This window comes from Nocardia sp. 348MFTsu5.1 (genome assembly GCF_000383535.1).
Taxonomy (GTDB): Bacteria; Actinomycetota; Actinomycetes; order Mycobacteriales; family Mycobacteriaceae; genus Williamsia; species Williamsia faeni.
In genome coordinates, this window is sequence record NZ_KB911517.1 from 164103 (window position 1) to 183627 (window position 19525).

General features: G+C 62.3%; 16 protein-coding genes. 6 read left to right on the forward strand and 10 right to left on the reverse strand.

All coding sequences use genetic code 11. The annotated features are described in order from the left end of the window. Positions 1-3: 3 nt before the first annotated feature. Genes kdpB through H290_RS30820 form a run of 3 tightly spaced genes read right to left on the reverse strand, consistent with a single transcriptional unit; the run spans position 4 to position 3893 of the window. On the reverse strand, positions 4-2109 hold the full coding sequence (gene kdpB, locus H290_RS0117890; protein WP_020108197.1) for a potassium-transporting ATPase subunit KdpB: 2106 nt from the start codon (positions 2107-2109) through the stop codon (positions 4-6). After that, positions 2106-3791 (reverse strand): potassium-transporting ATPase subunit KdpA, encoded by a 1686-nt coding sequence (gene kdpA / locus H290_RS0117895; RefSeq protein ID WP_028463344.1) that lies wholly within the window; start codon positions 3789-3791, stop codon positions 2106-2108. The genes kdpB and kdpA overlap by 4 nt, the downstream gene beginning before the upstream one ends. A 3-nt stretch (positions 3792-3794) precedes the next feature. Further along, on the reverse strand, positions 3795-3893 hold the full coding sequence (locus H290_RS30820; RefSeq protein WP_020108199.1) for a potassium-transporting ATPase subunit F: 99 nt from the start codon (positions 3891-3893) through the stop codon (positions 3795-3797). 366 nt (positions 3894-4259) lie between these two features. Between H290_RS30820 and H290_RS29020 the strand changes: the two genes are divergently transcribed. Continuing rightward, positions 4260-4886, forward strand: a complete 627-nt coding sequence (locus tag H290_RS29020) for a DUF6611 family protein (protein WP_020108201.1) — start codon at positions 4260-4262, stop codon at positions 4884-4886. A 239-nt stretch (positions 4887-5125) separates the two neighbouring features. On the opposite strand, the gene H290_RS0117915 is transcribed toward H290_RS29020, so the two are convergent. The 3 genes from H290_RS0117915 to H290_RS0117925 form a co-directional block, all read right to left on the reverse strand. Continuing rightward, on the reverse strand, positions 5126-6775 hold the full coding sequence (locus tag H290_RS0117915; protein WP_020108202.1) for a cytosine permease: 1650 nt from the start codon (positions 6773-6775) through the stop codon (positions 5126-5128). A 300-nt stretch (positions 6776-7075) separates the two neighbouring features. Next, the gene (locus H290_RS0117920; protein WP_020108203.1) at positions 7076-8191 is read right to left on the reverse strand and encodes an NAD(P)-dependent oxidoreductase; all 1116 of its coding nucleotides are present in this window, start codon (positions 8189-8191) and stop codon (positions 7076-7078) included. After that, the gene (locus H290_RS0117925) at positions 8188-8721 is read right to left on the reverse strand and encodes a nuclear transport factor 2 family protein (RefSeq protein ID WP_020108204.1); all 534 of its coding nucleotides are present in this window, start codon (positions 8719-8721) and stop codon (positions 8188-8190) included. Before H290_RS0117925 ends, H290_RS0117920 begins: the two co-directional genes overlap by 4 nt. 134 nt (positions 8722-8855) lie before the next feature. Here H290_RS0117925 and H290_RS29025 point away from each other — a divergent pair, with 134 nt between their 5' ends. Next, a complete protein-coding gene (locus tag H290_RS29025) occupies positions 8856-9725 on the forward strand; it encodes a helix-turn-helix domain-containing protein (protein WP_196809570.1) in 870 nt (289 codons plus the stop codon). 201 nt (positions 9726-9926) lie between these two features. Here H290_RS29025 and H290_RS0117935 read toward each other — a convergent pair whose 3' ends face one another. Continuing rightward, complete coding sequence (locus tag H290_RS0117935; RefSeq protein ID WP_020108206.1) at positions 9927-10985, reverse strand: beta-ketoacyl-ACP synthase III; 1059 nt, start codon at positions 10983-10985, stop codon at positions 9927-9929. A gap of 190 nt (positions 10986-11175) precedes the next feature. On the opposite strand from H290_RS0117935, the gene H290_RS0117940 reads away from it, so the two are divergent. Further along, entirely contained in the window at positions 11176-11862 is a 687-nt protein-coding gene (locus H290_RS0117940; protein WP_020108207.1) for a ZIP family metal transporter, read from the forward strand. A gap of 293 nt (positions 11863-12155) precedes the next feature. Here H290_RS0117940 and H290_RS0117945 read toward each other — a convergent pair whose 3' ends face one another. After that, positions 12156-12791 (reverse strand): FMN-binding negative transcriptional regulator, encoded by a 636-nt coding sequence (locus tag H290_RS0117945; RefSeq protein WP_020108208.1) that lies wholly within the window; start codon positions 12789-12791, stop codon positions 12156-12158. A gap of 98 nt (positions 12792-12889) precedes the next feature. Between H290_RS0117945 and H290_RS0117950 the strand changes: the two genes are divergently transcribed. The 3 genes from H290_RS0117950 to H290_RS0117960 all read left to right on the forward strand — a co-directional run bounded on the left by H290_RS0117950 (position 12890) and on the right by H290_RS0117960 (position 16655). Further along, positions 12890-14197, forward strand: a complete 1308-nt coding sequence (locus H290_RS0117950) for an aminotransferase class I/II-fold pyridoxal phosphate-dependent enzyme (protein WP_020108209.1) — start codon at positions 12890-12892, stop codon at positions 14195-14197. Between the two features lie 203 nt (positions 14198-14400). After that, on the forward strand, positions 14401-15174 hold the full coding sequence (locus H290_RS29030; protein ID WP_020108210.1) for a GAF and ANTAR domain-containing protein: 774 nt from the start codon (positions 14401-14403) through the stop codon (positions 15172-15174). Positions 15175-15557: 383 nt separating this feature from the next. Further along, the gene (locus H290_RS0117960; protein ID WP_020108211.1) at positions 15558-16655 is read left to right on the forward strand and encodes an alpha/beta fold hydrolase; all 1098 of its coding nucleotides are present in this window, start codon (positions 15558-15560) and stop codon (positions 16653-16655) included. 234 nt (positions 16656-16889) lie between these two features. On the opposite strand, the gene H290_RS0117965 is transcribed toward H290_RS0117960, so the two are convergent. Both H290_RS0117965 and H290_RS0117970 read right to left on the reverse strand, forming a co-directional pair. Next, on the reverse strand, positions 16890-18323 hold the full coding sequence (locus tag H290_RS0117965; protein ID WP_020108212.1) for an acyl-CoA desaturase: 1434 nt from the start codon (positions 18321-18323) through the stop codon (positions 16890-16892). A gap of 14 nt (positions 18324-18337) precedes the next feature. Next, entirely contained in the window at positions 18338-19435 is a 1098-nt protein-coding gene (locus H290_RS0117970) for a ferredoxin reductase (RefSeq protein ID WP_028463348.1), read from the reverse strand. Positions 19436-19525: the final 90 nt, after the last annotated feature.

Consider the following 19525-nt stretch of genomic DNA (forward strand, 5'->3'; position numbering starts at 1 on the left):
GAGCTACCCCATTCCCGGGAGAAAACGCACCACGAGGTCGATCAGCCAGATCCCGATGAACGGCGTGATCACACCTCCCAGTCCATAGATGAGCAGGTTGCGGCCCAACAGTTTCGACGCCGAACTGGGCCGATATCGCACACCCCGCAACGACAGTGGGATCAGTGCCACGATGATCAAGGCGTTGAAGATGACCGCCGAGACAATGGCCGACTGCGCCGAATGCAGACCCATGATGTTGAGCTTGTCGAGCTGTGGGTAGACCCCGGCGAACAGTGCCGGCAAGATCGCGAAATACTTGGCGAGGTCGTTGGCCAGCGAGAACGTCGTCAGCGCGCCTCGGGTGATCAGCAACTGTTTGCCGATGGCCACCACGTCGATCAATTTTGTCGGATCCGAATCCAGATCCACCATGTTGCCGGCTTCTTTGGCCGCCGACGTTCCCGTGTTCATCGCCAGACCGACATCGGCCTGAGCCAGTGCAGGTGCATCGTTGGTGCCGTCGCCGGTCATCGCGACCAGGCGGCCACCGGCCTGCTCTTTACGGATCAGCGCCAGTTTGTCTTCCGGGGTGGCTTCGGCGACGTAGTCGTCGACCCCGGCCTCGGCGGCGATCGCCGCTGCGGTGCGCGGGTTGTCGCCGGTCACCATGACCGTCCGGATGCCCATCTCGCGCAGCTGCGCAAAGCGATTGGCCATACCGGGTTTGACCACATCGGAGAGCGCGATGGTGCCCAGTACCTGCGCCGGGCCACCATTGGTCCGAACACCCACGACCAGCGGAGTCCCGCCGCCGGAGGCGATGCGATCGACCTCGTCGGACACCTCGACCGCCGCGTGTCCGCCGCTATCGGCCACCCAGCGCAGCAGCGCATCGGCAGCACCTTTGCGGATGCTCTGCGGTCCGTCGGCGGTGGTGATGTCCATGCCTGACATACGGGTCTGCGCGGTGAACGGCACGATTTCCCGATTCGCCCGGTCGGCACCCTCGAGCGCCTGCGGGTCCTGACCGTACTGTTCGCGGCACAGGTCGATGATGCTGCGGCCCTCAGGGGTGTCATCGGCCAGACTCGACTGACACGCCGCCCGCGCCAACTCCGCGACGGTCACCCCTGGCGCCGGCACCAGCGCGGTCGCGCGGCGATTGCCGAAGGTGATGGTGCCGGTCTTGTCCATCAACAAGGTGTCGATGTCACCAGCGGCCTCCACCGCACGGCCCGACATCGCCAGCACGTTGCGTTGCACCAGCCGGTCCATACCCGCGATACCGATCGACGACAGCAACGCCCCGATGGTGGTCGGGATCAAACAGATCAGCAGCGCAATGAGTTTCACCGCATCCGGGCTCTGCCCGGCATACTGCTGCATCGGCCCGACCGCCACCACCGCAAGCAAGAAGATGATCGTCAGACTCGCCAGCAAGATATCCAGGGCGATCTCGTTGGGCGTCTTTTTCCGCGAGGCCCCCTCCACCAGAGCGATCATCCGATCGACGAACGACTCACCGGGAGAGGTGGTGATCTGCACGATGATCCTGTCCGACAGCACGACCGTGCCGCCTGTCACCGCACTGCGATCGCCCCCGGACTCGCGGACCACCGGAGCAGATTCGCCGGTGATGGCCGATTCGTCGACGGTGGCGATCCCCTCGACCACATCACCGTCACCGGCGATCACCTCACCGGCCTCGACGACGATCCGGTCGCCGATCACCAGACTCCCACCCGAGATCTCGGTGATCGACCCATCATCGTCGAGACGGCGTGCCATGGTGTCCTGCTTGACCTTTCGCAAGCTCGCCGCCTGCGCCCGGCCACGCCCTTCGGCGACCGCCTCGGCGAGGTTCGCGAACAACACCGTGAACCACAACCAGAACACCACCGCGAACGAAAACCACGACGGCTGCCACAGCGCCAGGACGCTGGTGATGATCGCACCGAGATAGACCACGAACATCACCGGGTTACGGGCCTGGTCGCGGGGAGTCAGTTTTCGTAGAGCCTGCGGCATCGAAGTGATGAGCTGCCGTGGGTCGAATGCCCCGCTACCGGCGAGATCATCGGATCCGGTGTCGGTCGAAGGAGCCTCGTGCGCAACCCCTGTGGTCATGAGAGTGCCTCTGCTATCGGTCCCAGCGCCATCGCCGGGAAGAAGGTGAGTCCAGCGACCAGCAACGCGGTACCGGTCAACAGACCGCCGTAGAGCAGCCCGTGCGTCGGCAGGGTTGCCGTGGTCGTCGCTCTGGTCTTTTGCGTCGCCAGCAACCCGGCAAGGGCCAGTACAAAGATGATGGGCAGGAAACGGCCCAGCAACATCGCGAACCCCAGAGACGTCTGGAACCAGTCACTGGTGACGGTCAACCCGCCGAATGCGCTGCCGTTGTTGTTGGAGGCCGATGCGAACGCGTACAACACTTCCGAGAATCCGTGGACCGATTGCGGGGTGCCGGGATCGCCACTGTTGCCTTGGAACCCCGTGGTCGAAGACAAGGTCACGGTGATCGCCGTGCCGATCAGCACCAGCGCCGGCATCACCAGAATCGACAACGCGGCCATGGTGATTTCCTGCTGCCCGATCTTCTTGCCGAGGAACTGCGGTGTACGTCCCACAAGAAGGCCACCGACGAAGACCGCGATGATCGCCAGGACCAGCATCCCGTACAAGCCGGTTCCGACGCCGCCCGGCGCTACCTCGCCGAGCAGTATATTCCAGATCAGCGCGCCACCACCCGCGGCGGAATAACTGTCATGGGCCGAGTTGACTGCGCCGGTAGAGGTTCCGGTGGTCGAAACCGCGAACAGGGCCGATCCGGCGACACCGAAGCGTTGCTCTTTGCCTTCCATCATCGCACCGGCAGCCTGGGCCGCAATGCCATTGGTGTGAGACTCGAAAGCCCAGACCACCGCGAGCATTCCCGACCAAATCACCGTCATGACACCGAGGATCGTCAGACCCTGGCGTCGGTCGCCGACGAGGGTGCCGTAGGTGCGTGTCAAGCACACCGGGATGATCAGCAGTGCAAGGACTTCCTCGACGTTGCTCAATGGGGTGGGGTTGGAGAACGGGTGCGCGGAGTTCGCCGACAACGTTCCGCCACCGTTGGTGCCCAGTTCCTTGATCGCCTCCTGTGAGGCGAAGGGGCCGACCACGCTCGAACCGTGCGACCCGTCCAGACCAACGAAGTCGAAGCCGCTCTTGAACGACTGGATGGCGCCCTGCGTGAGCAGGAACACCGCGATGATAATGCTCAGCGGCAACAGGATCCGCACAGTCGCGCGGGTCAGGTCGACCCAGAAGTTTCCGAGTTGACCATCACCCTTTTTCGCGATGATTCCTCGGATCAAGGCGATCGCCACCGCGAGACCAACTGCTGCGGACATGAAGTTCTGCACTGCCAGTCCCAGCATCTGGGTCAGGTTGCTCATCACCACCTCGGGTGAGAACGACTGCCAGTTCGTGTTGGACACAAAGGAGATCGCGGTGTTGAACGCCATCGAAGGACTGACCGCCGCGCGACCATCACTCCACGGCAGTACACCCTGAAGCCGTTGCAGCAGATACAAGAACAGGACACTGACGAAAGAGAACGCGATGACTGCCATCGCATAGCCAGTCCAGGTCTGTTCGCGTTTCGGATCGACTCGAACAAGTTTGTAGAGCAGACGCTCGGGTGCCCAGTCACGGGCAGCGGAGAACACTCGCGCCATGTAGTCGCCCAGCGGTACGTACGCCGCAGCGAGAATGAAGACCACCACCCCGACCTGCAAGACGGCGGCCACAGAGGTATTCACGCGTCAGAACCTTTCGGGAAAGATCAAGGCTGCGAACAGGTACAGCACAACGACGACCGCAATGACCAGCAGCACCACATTGATGGCGCCGTCGGCGGTCACTGGCGGGTCCTTGCACCGACAGCGCGCAGGACAGCAGCGCAGAGCGCAAACCCGCCCAGTATCGCCAGCACGAACCAGAAATCTGCCACGCCCACTCCTGAAAACACCCCGGGCTACTCCGTCGAACCCAGCTGGTGTTCACAGCATGGCGCCCGCTGGTAGCCGCAGACCCCGGCGTTAACGACACCTATACGCCCACAGCCTGCATCTATACGAAATCTTTACGCCCGCCCCACATCCGCCCAAAAGTGCATGCCCACACCGCATCCGCAGCCCGCATTAGGAATCCATCAAAAATAAGTGCGGCGGCGTTCAAAACCCGTAAAGATCCGACCGCTCGAGCGGCCGGCGACGTACACCGGAACTATGAACATCAACCTCGCACCACCGGCAGCCACCCGCCGGGGACCGCGTTGGATTCGGCTTCTCGATGGCGACCAAAGCTGGGGATCCACCGACACCTGGTACTCCCGCCACGGCACGATCCGCCGCCGACTCGTCGTGTTCCCTCCCGGTTTCAGCGCGACAGAGCGCCGCTGCCTACGACTGTGGCGAGGCTGGCCGCTGTGGGGCTCGGGTTTGTGGCTCACCGTTGAGATCACCCTCAGCAACCCGATAGCGCCCATCGCGGCCCTCATCGTCTCCACCACAGTGGTCCTCCTCGCCGGCATAGCCGCGTTCATCCGGGCCAGCGGTGTCCGCCCAGGCGTTCGGACTCAAGACGTCCTCGTCGCAAGCGACGGCCTCGTAGACCTCGACACCATGCTCGAAAACGCAGAAATCACGCGCCAAACCCAAACCCTCATCGACGCCGACGACCAACACGCCGCCGGACAAATCAACGCCATCGAACACGAAGCAATCTGGAGCACCATCTACCACCAAATACCGGCAGCAAAGCCATCCATTCCCGGTACTCAGAGGGTACGCAGTAGTGCCGAAACCGCCCAACGCTGTCCAACGCCGCGAACGCGAAACATGCTCCCCCACTGAATGATTCATCAACACTGAGAATCCCCAACGATCAGCAAACATCCACAACCACGAGTTCAAAACCCGTCAAATGTCAGTTCAAGTCTGACCGGGGGGAAACCGCAGGTCAGAGCGGTATATGCAAGTGCATTAAGGAATGCTATGCGTTGGGTACGCGGGGTAGAACCCCTACGACTGCACTGCCCCCAACACACGTGCAGCTACAGTCCTTTCGACCAACGTGACAGTGCCCTTACACATCAGGTGTGCGCAGGCAACACGTGGTCGGCGATCTTGTCCGTGCTCAGGCACAGCGAGCACACGTACGCGTCGTGTGTGTCGCAGGCCGCCATGTCGGGCCGCTCGTACTCGTGATGGCAGACGTGGCAGCGCAAGTGCTCGTCGGAGGGGTTGCCGTGTTCGTCGTACATCGGCAGATCGATGCCGTCGTGGTCACGGCGCAGGTAGTACTTCCCCTTGGTTGCGATCGCCAGAATCGGCGGCAACACCACCGCAAGTCCGATCGCGACGAGCGGTGAGTAGGGCTTGATCGCCGAGCCAAGCACTCCGAAGAACGCAAGAATCGAGATGCCCGCTGCAACCAGCATGGATACGAAGCCGACCGGGTTGATCGCATACAACATGCCGCGACGGAACTCAGGTTCCTTCGGCGAGATCTTCAACAGGTACTTGTTGATCGCGATGTCGGAGGCCACCACGACCACCCATGCCATACCGCAGTTGGCGTAGAACCCCAAGATGGTGTTGAGGAAGTCGAACATGTTGGCTTCCATCAGAAGCAGCGCGATCGCCAGGTTGACGACGAGGAATACCAGTCGGCCCGGATAGTGTTTGGTCACCCGGGTAAATGAGTTGGTCCACGCCAGCGAGCCGGAGTAGGCATTGGTGACATTGATCTTGATTTGGCTGATCACCACCAGGATGACGGCGAGAGTCATGGCGAGCCAGCCGGGCATGAAGTTCTCGTAGATCTCCAAAAACTGATGCACCGGCTGGTTGGCAATCGCGGCACCGTCGGCGACGTTGGCGATCAGGTACACCGCCAGAAACATCCCGACGACCTGCTTGATTGCGCCGAAGATCACCCATCCCGGCCCGGCGAGGACCATCCACGTCCACCACCTGCGCTTGTTCTCCGGGGTGCGCGGCGGCATGAAGCGCAGGTAGTCGATCTGCTCGGCGATCTGCGCGATCAGCGACAGACACACGCCCGCGGCGAGCAGCATGGACCCGAAATCTGCTGCGCCGTTACCCTCTTCACCCTGGTAGGCGAAGAAGTCGCCAACCGACTCCGGATGGCTGATCACCAAGTATGCGAACGGAAACACCATGAGGAACAGCCACAGTGGCGTCGTCCAGACCTGCAGCTTGGACAGCACCTTCATGCCGTAGATCACCAGAGGGAAGATGATCAACGTCGAGGCCGCATAGCCCACCGGCAACGGGATATTCAGCCCGAGTTCGAGTCCTTGCGCCATGATCGAGCCTTCGAGCGCGAAGAAGATGAAGGTGAAAGTCGCGAAGATGACATTGGTGACGACCGACCCGTAGTAGCCGAAGCCGCTGCCGCGGGTGATCAGATCCAGGTCGATGTTGTAGCGAGCGGCGTAGTACGCCAACGGAAATCCAGTAACGAAGATGACCACTGCGAAAATGAGAATGCCCCACAGCGCATTGGTCGTTCCGTACGACATGCCGATGTTGGCACCAATGGCGAAATCGGCGAGGTAGGCGATACCGCCGAGGGCAGAGATCCCGACGACGCCCGTGGACCACTTGCGGTAGCTGCGTGGAGCAAACCGCAGCGTGTAGTCCTCCAAGGTTTCCTTGGTGGCGGTCATCGTGTCGAGATCGGCTTCCACCGATCGGTTTTCGATATGCTGCGACATGTGCAGTCACACTAGGACTGCCTTGTTTCTAGCTCGTTTCCGTGCCGTTCCGGCAATATGGCACTAGCCGTATTACGTGACGTCCTCAGGTGACGGGGTTGGTGGGGCCAGGCCTCGCTCACAACATTCGCGTGCTACCAGGCACGGGCCGCCCGCCGCACGGACTGATGGTCCCCCATGCCTTCGGGGCCGACGGAGGGCCAACGGCGACGCCACCGCCGCGATCGATGACTTGCGGATGCGCCGTGCGGAATTCTCGGCTGGCTGTGATCCGCGTGACCCGATGCGCGATGCCCGTCGTCATCGAGGCTCGGTCGTGTTGGTGGTGGCGAGTACGTCGGAGCCGTATTTGTTGGCGATGAGAGTCCACGGGTCGGCGTAACGTCCGCGCCGTTCCCGGCGCCGTTGCAGGCTGAGGACCGACCTGAGGACGACACGCAAGACCGGGCCGAGCAACCTGAGGACTCGACGTGTCGCCGGGCTCTGTGATTCGGCCACCCAAGCAACGGTCTGGGACCAGTCGTGGTGTTGATAATCGAGCAGGGACTGCGATTCTGTGGTGTCGAACCAGCCGGTGAAGCTCCAACCACGCTCGTCCTCGGGATCGCCGGGCAAGCTTGCGGACGGGCCGAGCCGGCCGATGCCCATTGCCTCCATCATGTCGTCTTCGACGTCGCGGTGGGTGTGCCTATAGCTGTCGTTGCCGGCGATGAGCAGGACCTTGCCATTGATGGCCTCGCGTCGGTCGACGGTGTTGGCGAACGCCATACCGACGTCGCGCGCGTCGACACAGTGTAATCGGTTGTCGCCGGGGCTGGCGCGCATCAGCAAGAGGTAGTCGCCGTTGACGTTGCTCGCACCATCCGGAGACAGCACGCCGCCCAATCTCAGTACGGCGTAGGGCAATCCACTGTCGGCGATGACATTTTCCCCGAGCACCTTGTCCTCGCCATACTGGTCGATCGGGTTCACCGGGGTCTGCGGCGTGATCAGTTCGGGGTACCGGTGCGGGTTGCGCGACCCATAGACCGCGGCGCTCGAGGCGAACGCCACCAGCGGGGGGTCCGATAGCGCTCGAGCTGCGCGGACCAGGTTCGCGGTGCCCTCGACGTTGACCTTTCTGGCCAGGGCCGGATTGCGGTACGAGAGTGGGGAGAATACCGCCGCCAAGTGAATGATCGCGGTGGGGCGGTGCTCGGCGACAATGCTCTCGATCGCCGCGGCGTCGAGAAGGTCGGCGTGCAGGACTCGCAGGGTCCCCGGGTGCCCGGAGTCATTCATCGAATCGGCAACAGCCACGGTGGCGTCGGTGCGCAGGTCCAGGGCGATGACAGTGCGTCCCCGCGACAGCAGGATCTTGGTGCAGCGTCTGCCTACCTGACCGAACGCCCCGGTGACCAAGATCGGGTCGTTCATTTCTGCTGCTTTCGTGCCATGGCTGCACCTGCGTTGCGCAGCCACTGGGGAACCCGGAACGAGATCAACGGGTTGAAGATGTCCTCACGAAGCCGCGTGAGTTTCGACGTCTTGATGTACCAGCGGCCGTCGATCTTCTCGTATGTCTCGTGGTAGTGGCCATAGCCGAGCAAGTTCAGTCCCGGCGCCAGGCGCACGACGTCTTGCAGGCCCCAGATCCCGCGGGCGGTGGTGGGTCCGGTGAGCTCGATCTCCGGTGCGTGTACATGATGCACGGTGGGCTGAGTGGGTTTGCCCAGTTGCGTGCGCAGGTACGCCACGAACGCGTCGGCACCGGAGATGACGCGACCTCCGGACTCGGAGGTGTCACTGACGAAGTCATCGGTGAAGATGCCGCGCCAGGATTGCCAGTCCTTGGCATCGAGATGGCGGCAGTAGCGGGCTTTGAGCTGCTTGATCTCCTCGATGTCGTGAAAGTGCTGTAGATCAACGGCATTCGAGACCGATTGATCGTGGTTCGCTGTCTGCATGTGGACCCCTTCGAGGCGTCGGCGCAGGACACGCCTCCGAGTGTTCGAATATTCAAACTCTATGGTTGAATATTCAGAATATGGTCGGTTGTGACCGCAGTCAACCGACCGACCCGCAGGGAAGGGAGCAACTCGTGTCCAGTCCGTCTCCGCCGACGCGGCGCGTGGTGAACGTCATCGGACTACTCGCCGAACGCCATCCTGCGCCCACCCGACTCAGCGACGTCGTACACGCTCTGGGCCTCAACAAGGCGACGGCGCATGCGATCCTCGCCGAACTCTGTGAATCGGGATGGGTCACCCGCGACCCGGCAGACAAGGCGTTCTTCATCGGCAATGAATTGGGCCGGATCGCGGCACAGTTCGATCAAACGCGTTCGGTAATCCACGCCGCGCAGGCGGCGGCCGCGGCGGCCGGGCGTGAGTTCGGCTACGCCGCATCGGTATCCGAACGTGTCGCAGACTCTCTGGTCATCTCGGCATTCATCCCCGGAGGCGATGGGCAGTGGAGCGTGACCGTGGGCGACCGCCTGCCTTTCGCGGCCCCCTTCGGGCCCGCATTTGCCGCATGGGAATCAGACGCGCAACGTCACGCCTGGGTCGAACGCAGCGGGGTGGACATCGCAGGATTCGCAGAGCGCCAAGGCGAAAAACTCGGACAGATCCGCGTCGACGGGTACAGCGTGGAACGGCTCAGTCCGGAAACGGTCTCGGCCATACCGGTGATGACAAGACTTCACGCCGACGCAGCGTCCTCCTCGATGCGCCAAAATCTCAACGAGATCCTGATGGAACTCAGTGGCACCGCGCCGACCTCGAGGTCGGCGCAGACTCAGCCGCAACAGGAGTATGTGGGAGCGATCACGGCACCGGTCTTCGACGACCGCGGCCGCGTCACGTTCAATATCTGCGTCCATCCCTTCACGACGTTGTCTTCCCAACGCATAGTGCACATCGGGCGGCACCTCAGCGAGGCCGCCACTGCCATCACTCGGCGCGACTAGACAATTCTGGATTCGCTCGAAGTGGTGAGGAAAGATAGGTTCGCTCGGCTTACCCCCGCGGCCGGCTGCCTGCGGTGCTAGTGGCCCTTGATGACGGCGCTCGACGATCGGGATGCTTAGCCCGACCAACATGAGATGTCATTGACCACGGACCTTCTGGCCGCGTAACCACCATCCACTATTCGAGGGGGTGCCTCATACCTACCGAATCGGCTGATCGTTGCTGCAGAGCGGCGGCAATGCTACGACCTGGCCGGCATAGGCCAGTCCGGCGCCGAAACCCAGTAACAGCGCGGTGTCGCCGGGCTGGGCTTGGCCAGACCGGATGATTTGTTCCATCGCCATCGGAATTGATGCTGCGCTGGTGTTGCCTGATTCGACAATGTCCCGAGCGACCGCGACGGTTTCAGGCACCCGAAGCACCCGGATCAGCGCGTCAGTGATGCGGCTGTTGGCCTGGTGCGGTACAAAAGCGTCAAGATCATCGACCGTGATGCCGGCCTTCTCCAAGACATCCCGCCCAGCCTTCTCCAAAAAGGTCGCCGTCCAACGGAATACAGCCTGACCCTTCATACGGATATACGGGCGCTCCGCTTTTGGGCCACCGGCTGCAGCAGCATCGACCTCAGAGAAGTACTGCTGAAAATCTTTGTCCTGCTTGATGGCATCGGTCTGGCTTCCATCCGAACCCCATGCTGTCGGACCGATACCCTCCGAATCAGAAGGACCAACCACGACAGCGCCGGCCCCGTCGGCAAAAATGAACGCACAGGACCTGTCGGTGGGATCGAGAAGATCGGACAACCTCTCCACTCCGATCACCAGCACATGGCGCGCCTGTCCTGCCCGAACGAGGCCTGCAGCGTTGCCCAGGGCGTAACAGAATCCCGCGCATCCTGCAGAGATGTCGAAAGCCGCGGTGTCACTCATGCCGAGTTCCGTCGCGACTACTGCTCCGGCAGATGGGCCCAACACCATCTGCGATGACGTCGCGAGTACAACCGCGTCGATCTGATCGGCCACCAGGCCTGACGCGGCAAGCGCATCCGAGGCAGCGGCAACGCTCATCGAGATGATCGTCTCGTCGGCCTGCGCCCAACGGCGAGACTCGATGCCAGAACGCGACCTGATCCATTCGTCAGTGGAGTCGATACTGTCGACCAGTTCCGAGTTGGGTACGACTCGACGTGGTCGATAGACCCCGAGACCCAGGAGCGCGGCGTGGGCAACGGGGCTAGCTGTAGCGATGTGTGCTGGCACTTACCCTCTTCGAACTAGTCAATTGGATTTAGCTTGATCTAACATGAACCGATTGGTCCATGCAACGAAACGATGCACTGCGCGTGTCCTCCTTGATGCCAGGCCGGCCGGCCAGGACCGCTCGGCGACCTTTGTCGAGGACCGTGCTCACTGACATCGGGACGGCTGACGATAACAGAAAGACCATCCCATGCTGACAGCATTTCTCTACGGAATCGCTACCGCATTACCACTCGCGGTGGGCGCAGCAATCGGCCTTCGCTGGCATCTACCGAAGGCAGTTCTGGCCGCTCTCATGGCTTTCGGTGCCGGCACCATGATCGCAGCAGCCTCGTCGGAACTATTCGAGCCGGCCTTCCAACAAGCCGGCGCCGTGATCGCCGGCATCGCCTTGTTTGCCGGCGCCGGCGTGTATGTCGTCGCCAACCATCTGATCGAAAATCGACTGGGACCTGCCGCGATCGGGTGGGCACTGATGCTGGGCACCGTACTTGACGGCATCCCCGAGAACACCGCACTGGGAGTGTCCTTGACGACCGGCGGTGGCCTGGTCCTCGTTGTCGCGATCGCCGTGGGCAACGTCCCCGAAGCAGTCAGTGGCGCCGCACTCATGCGCCAATCCCACGGATTCAATCAGATACGGGCGCTGACATTGTGGGTCACCACAGCCGTGATCCTCGTGGCAGTCACCGTCGCCGGTTACGCCCTGTCCGACGCTATTCCTCAAACAGGCATCAGCACAGTGCAAGCATTCGCCGGCGGCGCGACGATCGCCGTTCTCGCTGATTCACTGATGCCAGAGGCCTACCGAGAAGGTGGCTGGTGGGTAGGACTGAGCACCGCCGCAGGATTCATGCTGGCGTTCGTCCTCGGCTAACCACGATCGCAAGACAAGTCAATGGCTACCAATAGATTTCGCTGATAACTACGTGCTTCGCAGCGGGCGGCCTCTTCGTCGCTCTGACAGTGCGATCATTGGCTGCCACCAAATACGTCGTAGGTCAGTGACTGGCCACCACTTGCTTGCGCTCGCCTTTTGTCTGCGCCGAGTACGGCCTGGACGCACCATTGCGACTGAGAACCTCGTTCGTTCGTATTGTGGTGTGGTAGAACCAGGTACGCATGATCCCGGGGCCAGTCGGCTCGGCGCGCGCCTGGCGAGCCAGCTGCTCAGACCGCCGGCGGTCCGGTGTAGGTGATCACCGCACCAGCCAACGCGCGCTCAGAAGCGTTGGAAGAGTTCGAAAGACCGTCGACGACGCTGATCTGGTTGCGTTCGGGCTGGTTCTGGGACATCTTCGCTTTGCCTTCCCACCGGGTGATCACAAGCTCGATGCCCACGATGGCTTTGAGCTGGCCGGCGATGAAGTGTTCCGGTGCATCAGCAACGGCCCACGGCATATCGCGGGCGTGTTCGTGGCGATCGCTGAGCACACTCACGTGCTCGAGGAGCCAGTCCGGGTCATCGTGCACTTGCAGCGAACCGTACACATTGATGGTCTCGTAATTCCACGTCGGCACCACCTTGCCGCCCTCGGCTTTGGTGGCATACAGCGACGGCGAGATGTACCCATCCAGACCGGCGAAGATTGCCACCGAGTCACTCGCTGCGTCCGCCGCGTGCCAGTGGGGATTCGCCCGTGCCATATGGGCGACCAAGGTGTTGCGGTCGGGGTCGAACATCATGGGCATCGGCGTGATCTGGAACCCGTCAGCACTGGAAGTAATCAGATGCGCCATCCCGGAGCTGCGCAGCGCTGTTGCGATCTGCTCATCGGTCAACTCGAACTTGCGAGGAATGTACATGGCTCGAGTCTCCAGTCGTCGACGGTGGGCGGTCGGGTGCCACGCAGGCAGCGCAGCCAGGCTAACATTTGTCCTAGGACAATAGAAAGGCGGTTGATGTGCAGGGCCAGATCAGCGGTTCCACGGCGGCAGCGATCGCCGAATGTGTACGCGACCTTGTCGCAGTGGGGCACATCCAACCCGGCGATTCCCTGCCGCCCATCCGTTCGCTCGCCGACGATCTCGGCCTCAACCGCAACACTGTGGCCACCGCCTACCGCCAGCTGGTCTCCATGGGTCTGGCGGTGACCCGTAGCCGCGCCGGCACGGTGATCACCACACTTCCCCCGCCAGATACTGAACTGGACCCCGCCCCCGGGGCGATGGATTTGGCCAGCGGCAACCCCGACCCCGCGTTGCTTCCTGACCTCTACGCAGCGGTGAGCGCCTCACGCACCGACCCGGCGTTATACGGCGCCCCCGCGGTGCATCCGAGCCTACGAGTCGCGGCGCACCAACTCTTCGCCGACGTACCCGCCGGCGAGCTTGTCATCACCCACGGCGCGGTTGATGCGGTCGAACGCCTGCTGGCCGCGTATCTGATCCGCGGCGACCTGGTCGCACTCGAATCGCCGTGCTTTTTGGCCAGCATCGGCACCATCCGCCTCAACGGCTACCGCACCGCCGCAGTTGCAGTCGACGAATACGGAATGACTCCTGACGGCCTGGATCGAGCGCTTCGTGAGGGAGCACGCGCTGTCATCATCACCCCTCGCGCCCACAACCCCACCGGGGCAAGCCTCAATACCGAACGAGCACAGCAACTCTCAGACGTCCTGGAGGGCTATCCCGAAGTTCTCGTCCTTGAAGACGACCACCTGTCGATGGTCGCCACCGCCGCCTATCACCGGGTCACTGCAGCCACGACGCACCGCTGGGCACTGATCCGATCGGTAGCCAAGTTCCTCGGACCTGACCTACGGGTCGCTCTCACCTACACCGATCCTGCCACCGCCGACGCCCTGGAAGCTCGACTGCGGGCCGGGAAGACCTGGGTCAGCCACCTACTGCAAGGCGCAGCTGCCTACCTTCTCAGCGATCCCGACTCCATAGCCCTCGTCGCTTCCGCACGCCAAACATACCAACGCCGACTCGGCCACCTCACCGCAGAACTACTGCAGCACGACATCACTGCGTTCGGGATGCCAGACGGCCTCAACATGTGGATCGACCTACCCGCCCATGTGGACGCCGACCGCCTGCACACCGAACTCGCCCGCGCAGGTTGGGCAACCCAACCCGGACGCATCTATACCGCCGGCGATTCTCCCCCACCGCACGCCCTCCGCATCACCACCGCCAGCCTCACTCAGTCCACCGCTCACCAGTTCGCCGCAGCCCTGGCAGGCCAACTGCACGCGCCATGACCGCGGACCTACCCCCTCACCTCCCCCACAGAGCGCGTCGACCTTACGCATATCTCGTATTCGACCGCCTCCGGGCGGCGTCCATTAGTGCTGGTCAGCGGTAGGTCCCGGTCTAAAAAAGTCTTGCAGAACAGGTGCTTGCACTGGGTGGGTGCGGATGTTTAATATCTGTGACTGAAAATTGGTTGGGTTCGACATGGAGGATGGCCATGAGCGAGTACGTTTCGAATCTTTCCGAAGATCTTGCTGCGATTGCCGGTGAGCTCTCTACCGCACGCCATGACACGGTCCTGCTCGCGGCGGCGATATCGAAGGCGGCGACACGCCTGGTGCCGGCCGCAGAGTATGTCAGCGTCGTCGTGGTGACCAATGGGACGATCGAGTTGACAGGCGCGGCCGATGACCTTGCCGAGACCTGCGACAGCCTGCAATCGGACCTCGGTGAGGGCCCGAGCCTGCATGCCTCAGTACACGGCGGCACCGTGGTGATCAATGATGTATCGCGTGAGAAAAGATGGCCCCGCTTCATTCAGGCGGCGGCCGAGGTGGGGGTGCGAGCGATGATGTGTGTGCCCTTCGATGCCGGTGAAAACAAGTCCGGGTCGGTGAACATGTACAGCTCCTCTGCGGGCGTGTTTACCGGCCAGTCCAGGGAGGTGGGTGAACTGTTCACCGCGCACGCGGCGGTGGCTTTTACTGCCGGCCGCGAAAATGAGCAACTCCACCAAGCTGTGCAGGGACGGGACGTCATTGGGCAGGCCAAAGGCATGATCATGGAACGCTTCAGTGTCGACGCCGACCACGCCTTCGGCCTCTTGCGGAAGCTGTCCCAGGATTCCAACGTCAAACTTTCCCAGATCGCACAGCGGGTCATCGAGACAGGCGCCGACAACGCCGCACCGACGCCGGTCCCCAGACGGACATCGGATTCGAACGGCAACAATATGGACCCCGACGTCCACCGTCAGGCAGGATAACCGGCCGGCGGCGCGTTCCACCAGGTCGAGAAACTGTCTATGGCAGGCAGACCTGCTACGGCCGCGAACGGCGCGACTCCTCAGTTGAAGCCAGTAGGTGGCTGGGATCTAGCAGGAAGAACTGCCCGGTTCGGTGGCGGTGCAGAGTGGTTCGTCCGACGCCGAGGACTTCGGTTATCTCTGTCATGTGTATTCCGTTGTCTCATTCATTCTGTTTGACGAATCTTGGCGCTGGACATGACTAGTGGGGCCTCGCGTGCGGCCTCGGGCACGAGTTGCTGTAAGTCCTGATGATCCGTGTTTCCGGCCAAACACTCGAGGCCGTCTTCTAGCCTCATACGTGACCCACAGCACAGATGACGGGAAAGCGGGAGGGAACGAACATGAAAGACGCCACACGCGCGCGGATGACCAAATTCGGAATGACCACAGCTGCCCTCATGGCAGCGGCCACCATCGGAATCTGCGGTGCCGGTACCGCGTCGGCGGCAACCACCGAGGACCTTGCCGCGGTCATCGAGTCCGGTCTCAAACAACCGGCGAGTGATGTCATCCTCAACGGAAACAGCACGTGGACAGCACCTGTCGGCAATGGCCCGAGCAGCAGCTCATTCTTGCCGGCCTTCGCCTACGGACTGTTGAATCCTGACGTTGCACCGCCCGGTGCCAACGACTGGAGTTGCATTCCCAAGGAAGGCCAGGAGCCGGTTGTTCTCGTCCATGGCACGTGGGAAAACGCTTACAACAACTGGGCATTGATGTCACCGTCTCTGAAAGCTGCGGGACTCTGTGTGTACGCGTTGAACTACGGAAAGTTGCCGCTCCCGAACGGCGGTGGACTCGGGAACGTCATACCCGGTGCCAACGGCACCGGCGACATCGGTCAGTCGGCAGGGCAACTCGCCACATTCGTCGATCGCGTTCTGGCGTCAACCGGTTCGGCAAAAGTCAACATCGTTGGTCATTCACAAGGCGGCCTGATGGCGCGGCAGTACCTCACGTTCAACGGCGGCGCCGACAAGGTCGACAATCTCGTCACACTCGGCGCCACCAACCACGGGACCAGTCTGCTGGGGATCGGCGCGCTGGGCCGGACCATCAACAACCTCGGGATCGACGTGCTCGGGCCGGTTGCGCTCGGGGTGGGGGTCTCCGGTATCCAGCAGGTCTACGACTCCGAGTTCCTGAAGACACTCAATCGAGGCGGTGACACCGTCCCAGGCGTGAAGTACACGGTGATCGGTACGCGATACGACGAGATCACCACCCCATATGCGTCGACCTTCCTCACGGCGGGACCGGGTGCGACCGTCAACAACGTCACCGTTCAGGACGGCTGCGAAGCCGACACCTCTGATCACCTCGCGCTGAGCTATTCCCCACGGGCGGTGTCCATCACCGCGCGCGCTGTCGGCGCAGAGACCGCCGGCGGGGTTCCGGTGCCGGTCGTCTGCGAACCCAACGCCTGGCTCTTCGGCTGAGATTCGCGGAATCGGAGCAGATCAGGCGTAAGTCAGTACCTTTTGTACCCACGAGAGGTCGACCCGGTCTGGCGCCGTCACCCTGGCGTTGTCCGGCGCATCCTCAGGCATCGGAGATGGCCTGATGCCGCAGTGTGTTGGCCGGGGGGCGTCAACCAGCGGAGTCAATTGCTCGGCGCCGGAAGAATAGTGCTGTCTCTACACGCAGACCCACGCAATAGGGCTCACCGGCGTTCAGTCCCGAGGCGGCGGTTCCACATCGACCCCACCGGCCTCGTGTTCAGGTCCGGCGTCGGGGTGGCCGGCCGGGACTCGCTGCCGAAATCGCGCGGCCTCGCTGACTCGTTCGGGACCCGCCGCGCTGTGCGGGGCCCGGTGATAGGGATCTGGCTTGGGTCGCGGACGTCCACCCGGCAACGCCAGCCGGACGATCGTGCGGTGCACTTGTCCCCACTGCTGACCGAAAGGCCCTGAGTTGTACGGTAATTCGTACCGCTCGCAAATGTCCTTCACCTTGGGCGCGACCTGCGAGTACCGGGTACTGGGCATATCCGGGTACAGGTGGTGCTCGACCTGGTAGCCGAGGTTGCCGGAGATCACGTGGAACAGCGGACTGCCCTCGATGTTGGCCGATCCCAACAACTGCCGGACATACCAGCCGCCGCGGGTCTCGTTCTCGGTTTCGGCCTTGCTGAACGTGTAGGTCTGGTCTGGGAAGTGGCCGCAGAAGATGATCGCGTGGGCCCACACGTTCCGAATGATGTTGGCGGTGAAGTTCGCCGCGAATGTGGCCAGGAATGTTTGCTCCACCCCCGGCAGGACTCGATCCATAAGACCGGCTGCGGTATTCGCACGTGTGCCCGCACCAGGCGCACGTCGCAACCGGCGCGCCAGACGCGAGCTCTTCGGCTGTTTGATGTTGCCCCCGGACGCGAGCTGCGTCAGCGCGAAGGCACCGGCGCTGATCACCGGCCAGCCGATGTAGTCCTTGATCACCTGCCGCCGCATCTTGACACCGATCCCCTTGAGGTCGTGCCAGAGGTCCGCCGCCGATTTCTCGCCTTTGCGAAGGGCATCGAGGTCGAGATCGTGCAGCGCGACACCCCATTCGAAGAAGGCGGTGAGCAGGACGTTGTAGAACGGTTGTGCCAGGTAGACCGGGTTCCACGGCTGATGCGGATCGATCCGCATGATCTCGTAGCCGAGGTCCTTGTCCTTGCCCCGGATGTTCGTGAACGTGTGGTGAATGTAGTTGTGTGAGTGCTTCCACGCCTCCGCTGTGGAGGCGGTATCCCAGTCCCACACCGAGGAGTGGATGTCAGGATCGTTCATCCAATCCCACTGCCCGTGCATGACGTTGTGGCCGATCTCCATGTTCTCGAGAATCTTCGCCATACCCAGGCACGCGGTACCTGCAACCCAGGACACCTTCGATCTCGACCCCAGCAGCAATACCCGGCCCGCCACGGCGAGATTGCGCTGAGTGGCGATCACTGACTTGATGTACCGGCGGTCGGCGTCGCCGAGATCGCCGTAGACCTCATCGTGGATGGCATCGAACTCTTTGCCGAGCTGATCGATTGTCTTGTCGGAAAGATGCGCGAGCGGGCTTTGCACGTCGTTGTGCCTGTTGTGACGAGTCTTGCCTTCGGCTTCGTCGATCGTCATGACTCTCCCTTCGTCTACAGATCTATTTCGATATCGCCTTCGGCACTGTTCACACAGATCCGCACCGAGGCTCCAGCCGGCTCGCTGACTTCACCGGTGCGTAGATCTCGCAATTGCCCCGACTTGAGGGTTCCGACACATGTATGGCAGATACCGATCCGGCACCCGTACTTGAGTTCGAGGCCGGCATCTTCTCCTGCAGCCAAAATGGTCTGTCCAGGTTCGCATGTGGTCGCGGTCTTGCTGCGTACAAACTTCACCGAGCCGCCTTCCCCGTCGCCGGCGCCACCGCCGATGATGGGTTGGAACCGTTCGAAGTGAATACGGTCCGAGACGTCATTGCTCTCCCAATGCTCAACGAGGGCATCGAGCAACTCCCCAGGGCCCGAACACAGGGCCTCTCGTTCGCGCCAATCCGGGCAGAGCTCGTCCAGATCTTCGGGCTTGATGCGCCCGTCGTCACCGGTCAGCCGAATGGTCACCTGCAGACCGTCCTGCCGCCGGTCCATCTCCTGCAGGTCCTGGTAGAACATCACCTGATCTTCGGTCCGCGCCGAGTGGATCACCACCACGTCGTCCATGGCATCGTTGTGGTCGAGACTGCGGAGCATGCTCATGATGGGCGTGATGCCGCTACCGGCGCTGATGAAAAGCAACTTGTCCGGACACGGGTCGGGCAGCGTGAAGACACCCTCGATCTCGCCGAGCCGGATGACCTCCCCCGGACGGATCTTCCGCACAAGATAAGGCGAGACCACCCCGTTCTCAACGAGCTTGGGAGTGACCGCGATCAGCCCGTCCCTCGGCTCAGGGTCGGACGTCAAAGAATATGCCCGCCAATGGAACACACCGTCGATGACCACTCCGAGCCGGACATACTGGCCGGGCATGTGCCCCGGCCACTCGTACCCTGGCCGAATCCACACAGTGGCAGCGTCGGACCCTTCTGGACGGACCTCTTCGATGCGGCCGCGCAACTCGCGCGTGGTCCACAGTGGGTTGATCATCTCCAGATAATCATCCGGCTGCAGCGGGCTGAACAGGTGACTGATGGCGCGCAGCGCCCGGCGCCGCAACGTGGGCACGGCAGGCTTCGCTCCGCGCTCAGCCACCGCGGCACCACACAGTACTAGACAAGGTCGTACTCACTGGAACGCTCACGTCGACAATCCCCCGCGGCCGATCCGCGCATCTGTCGATAC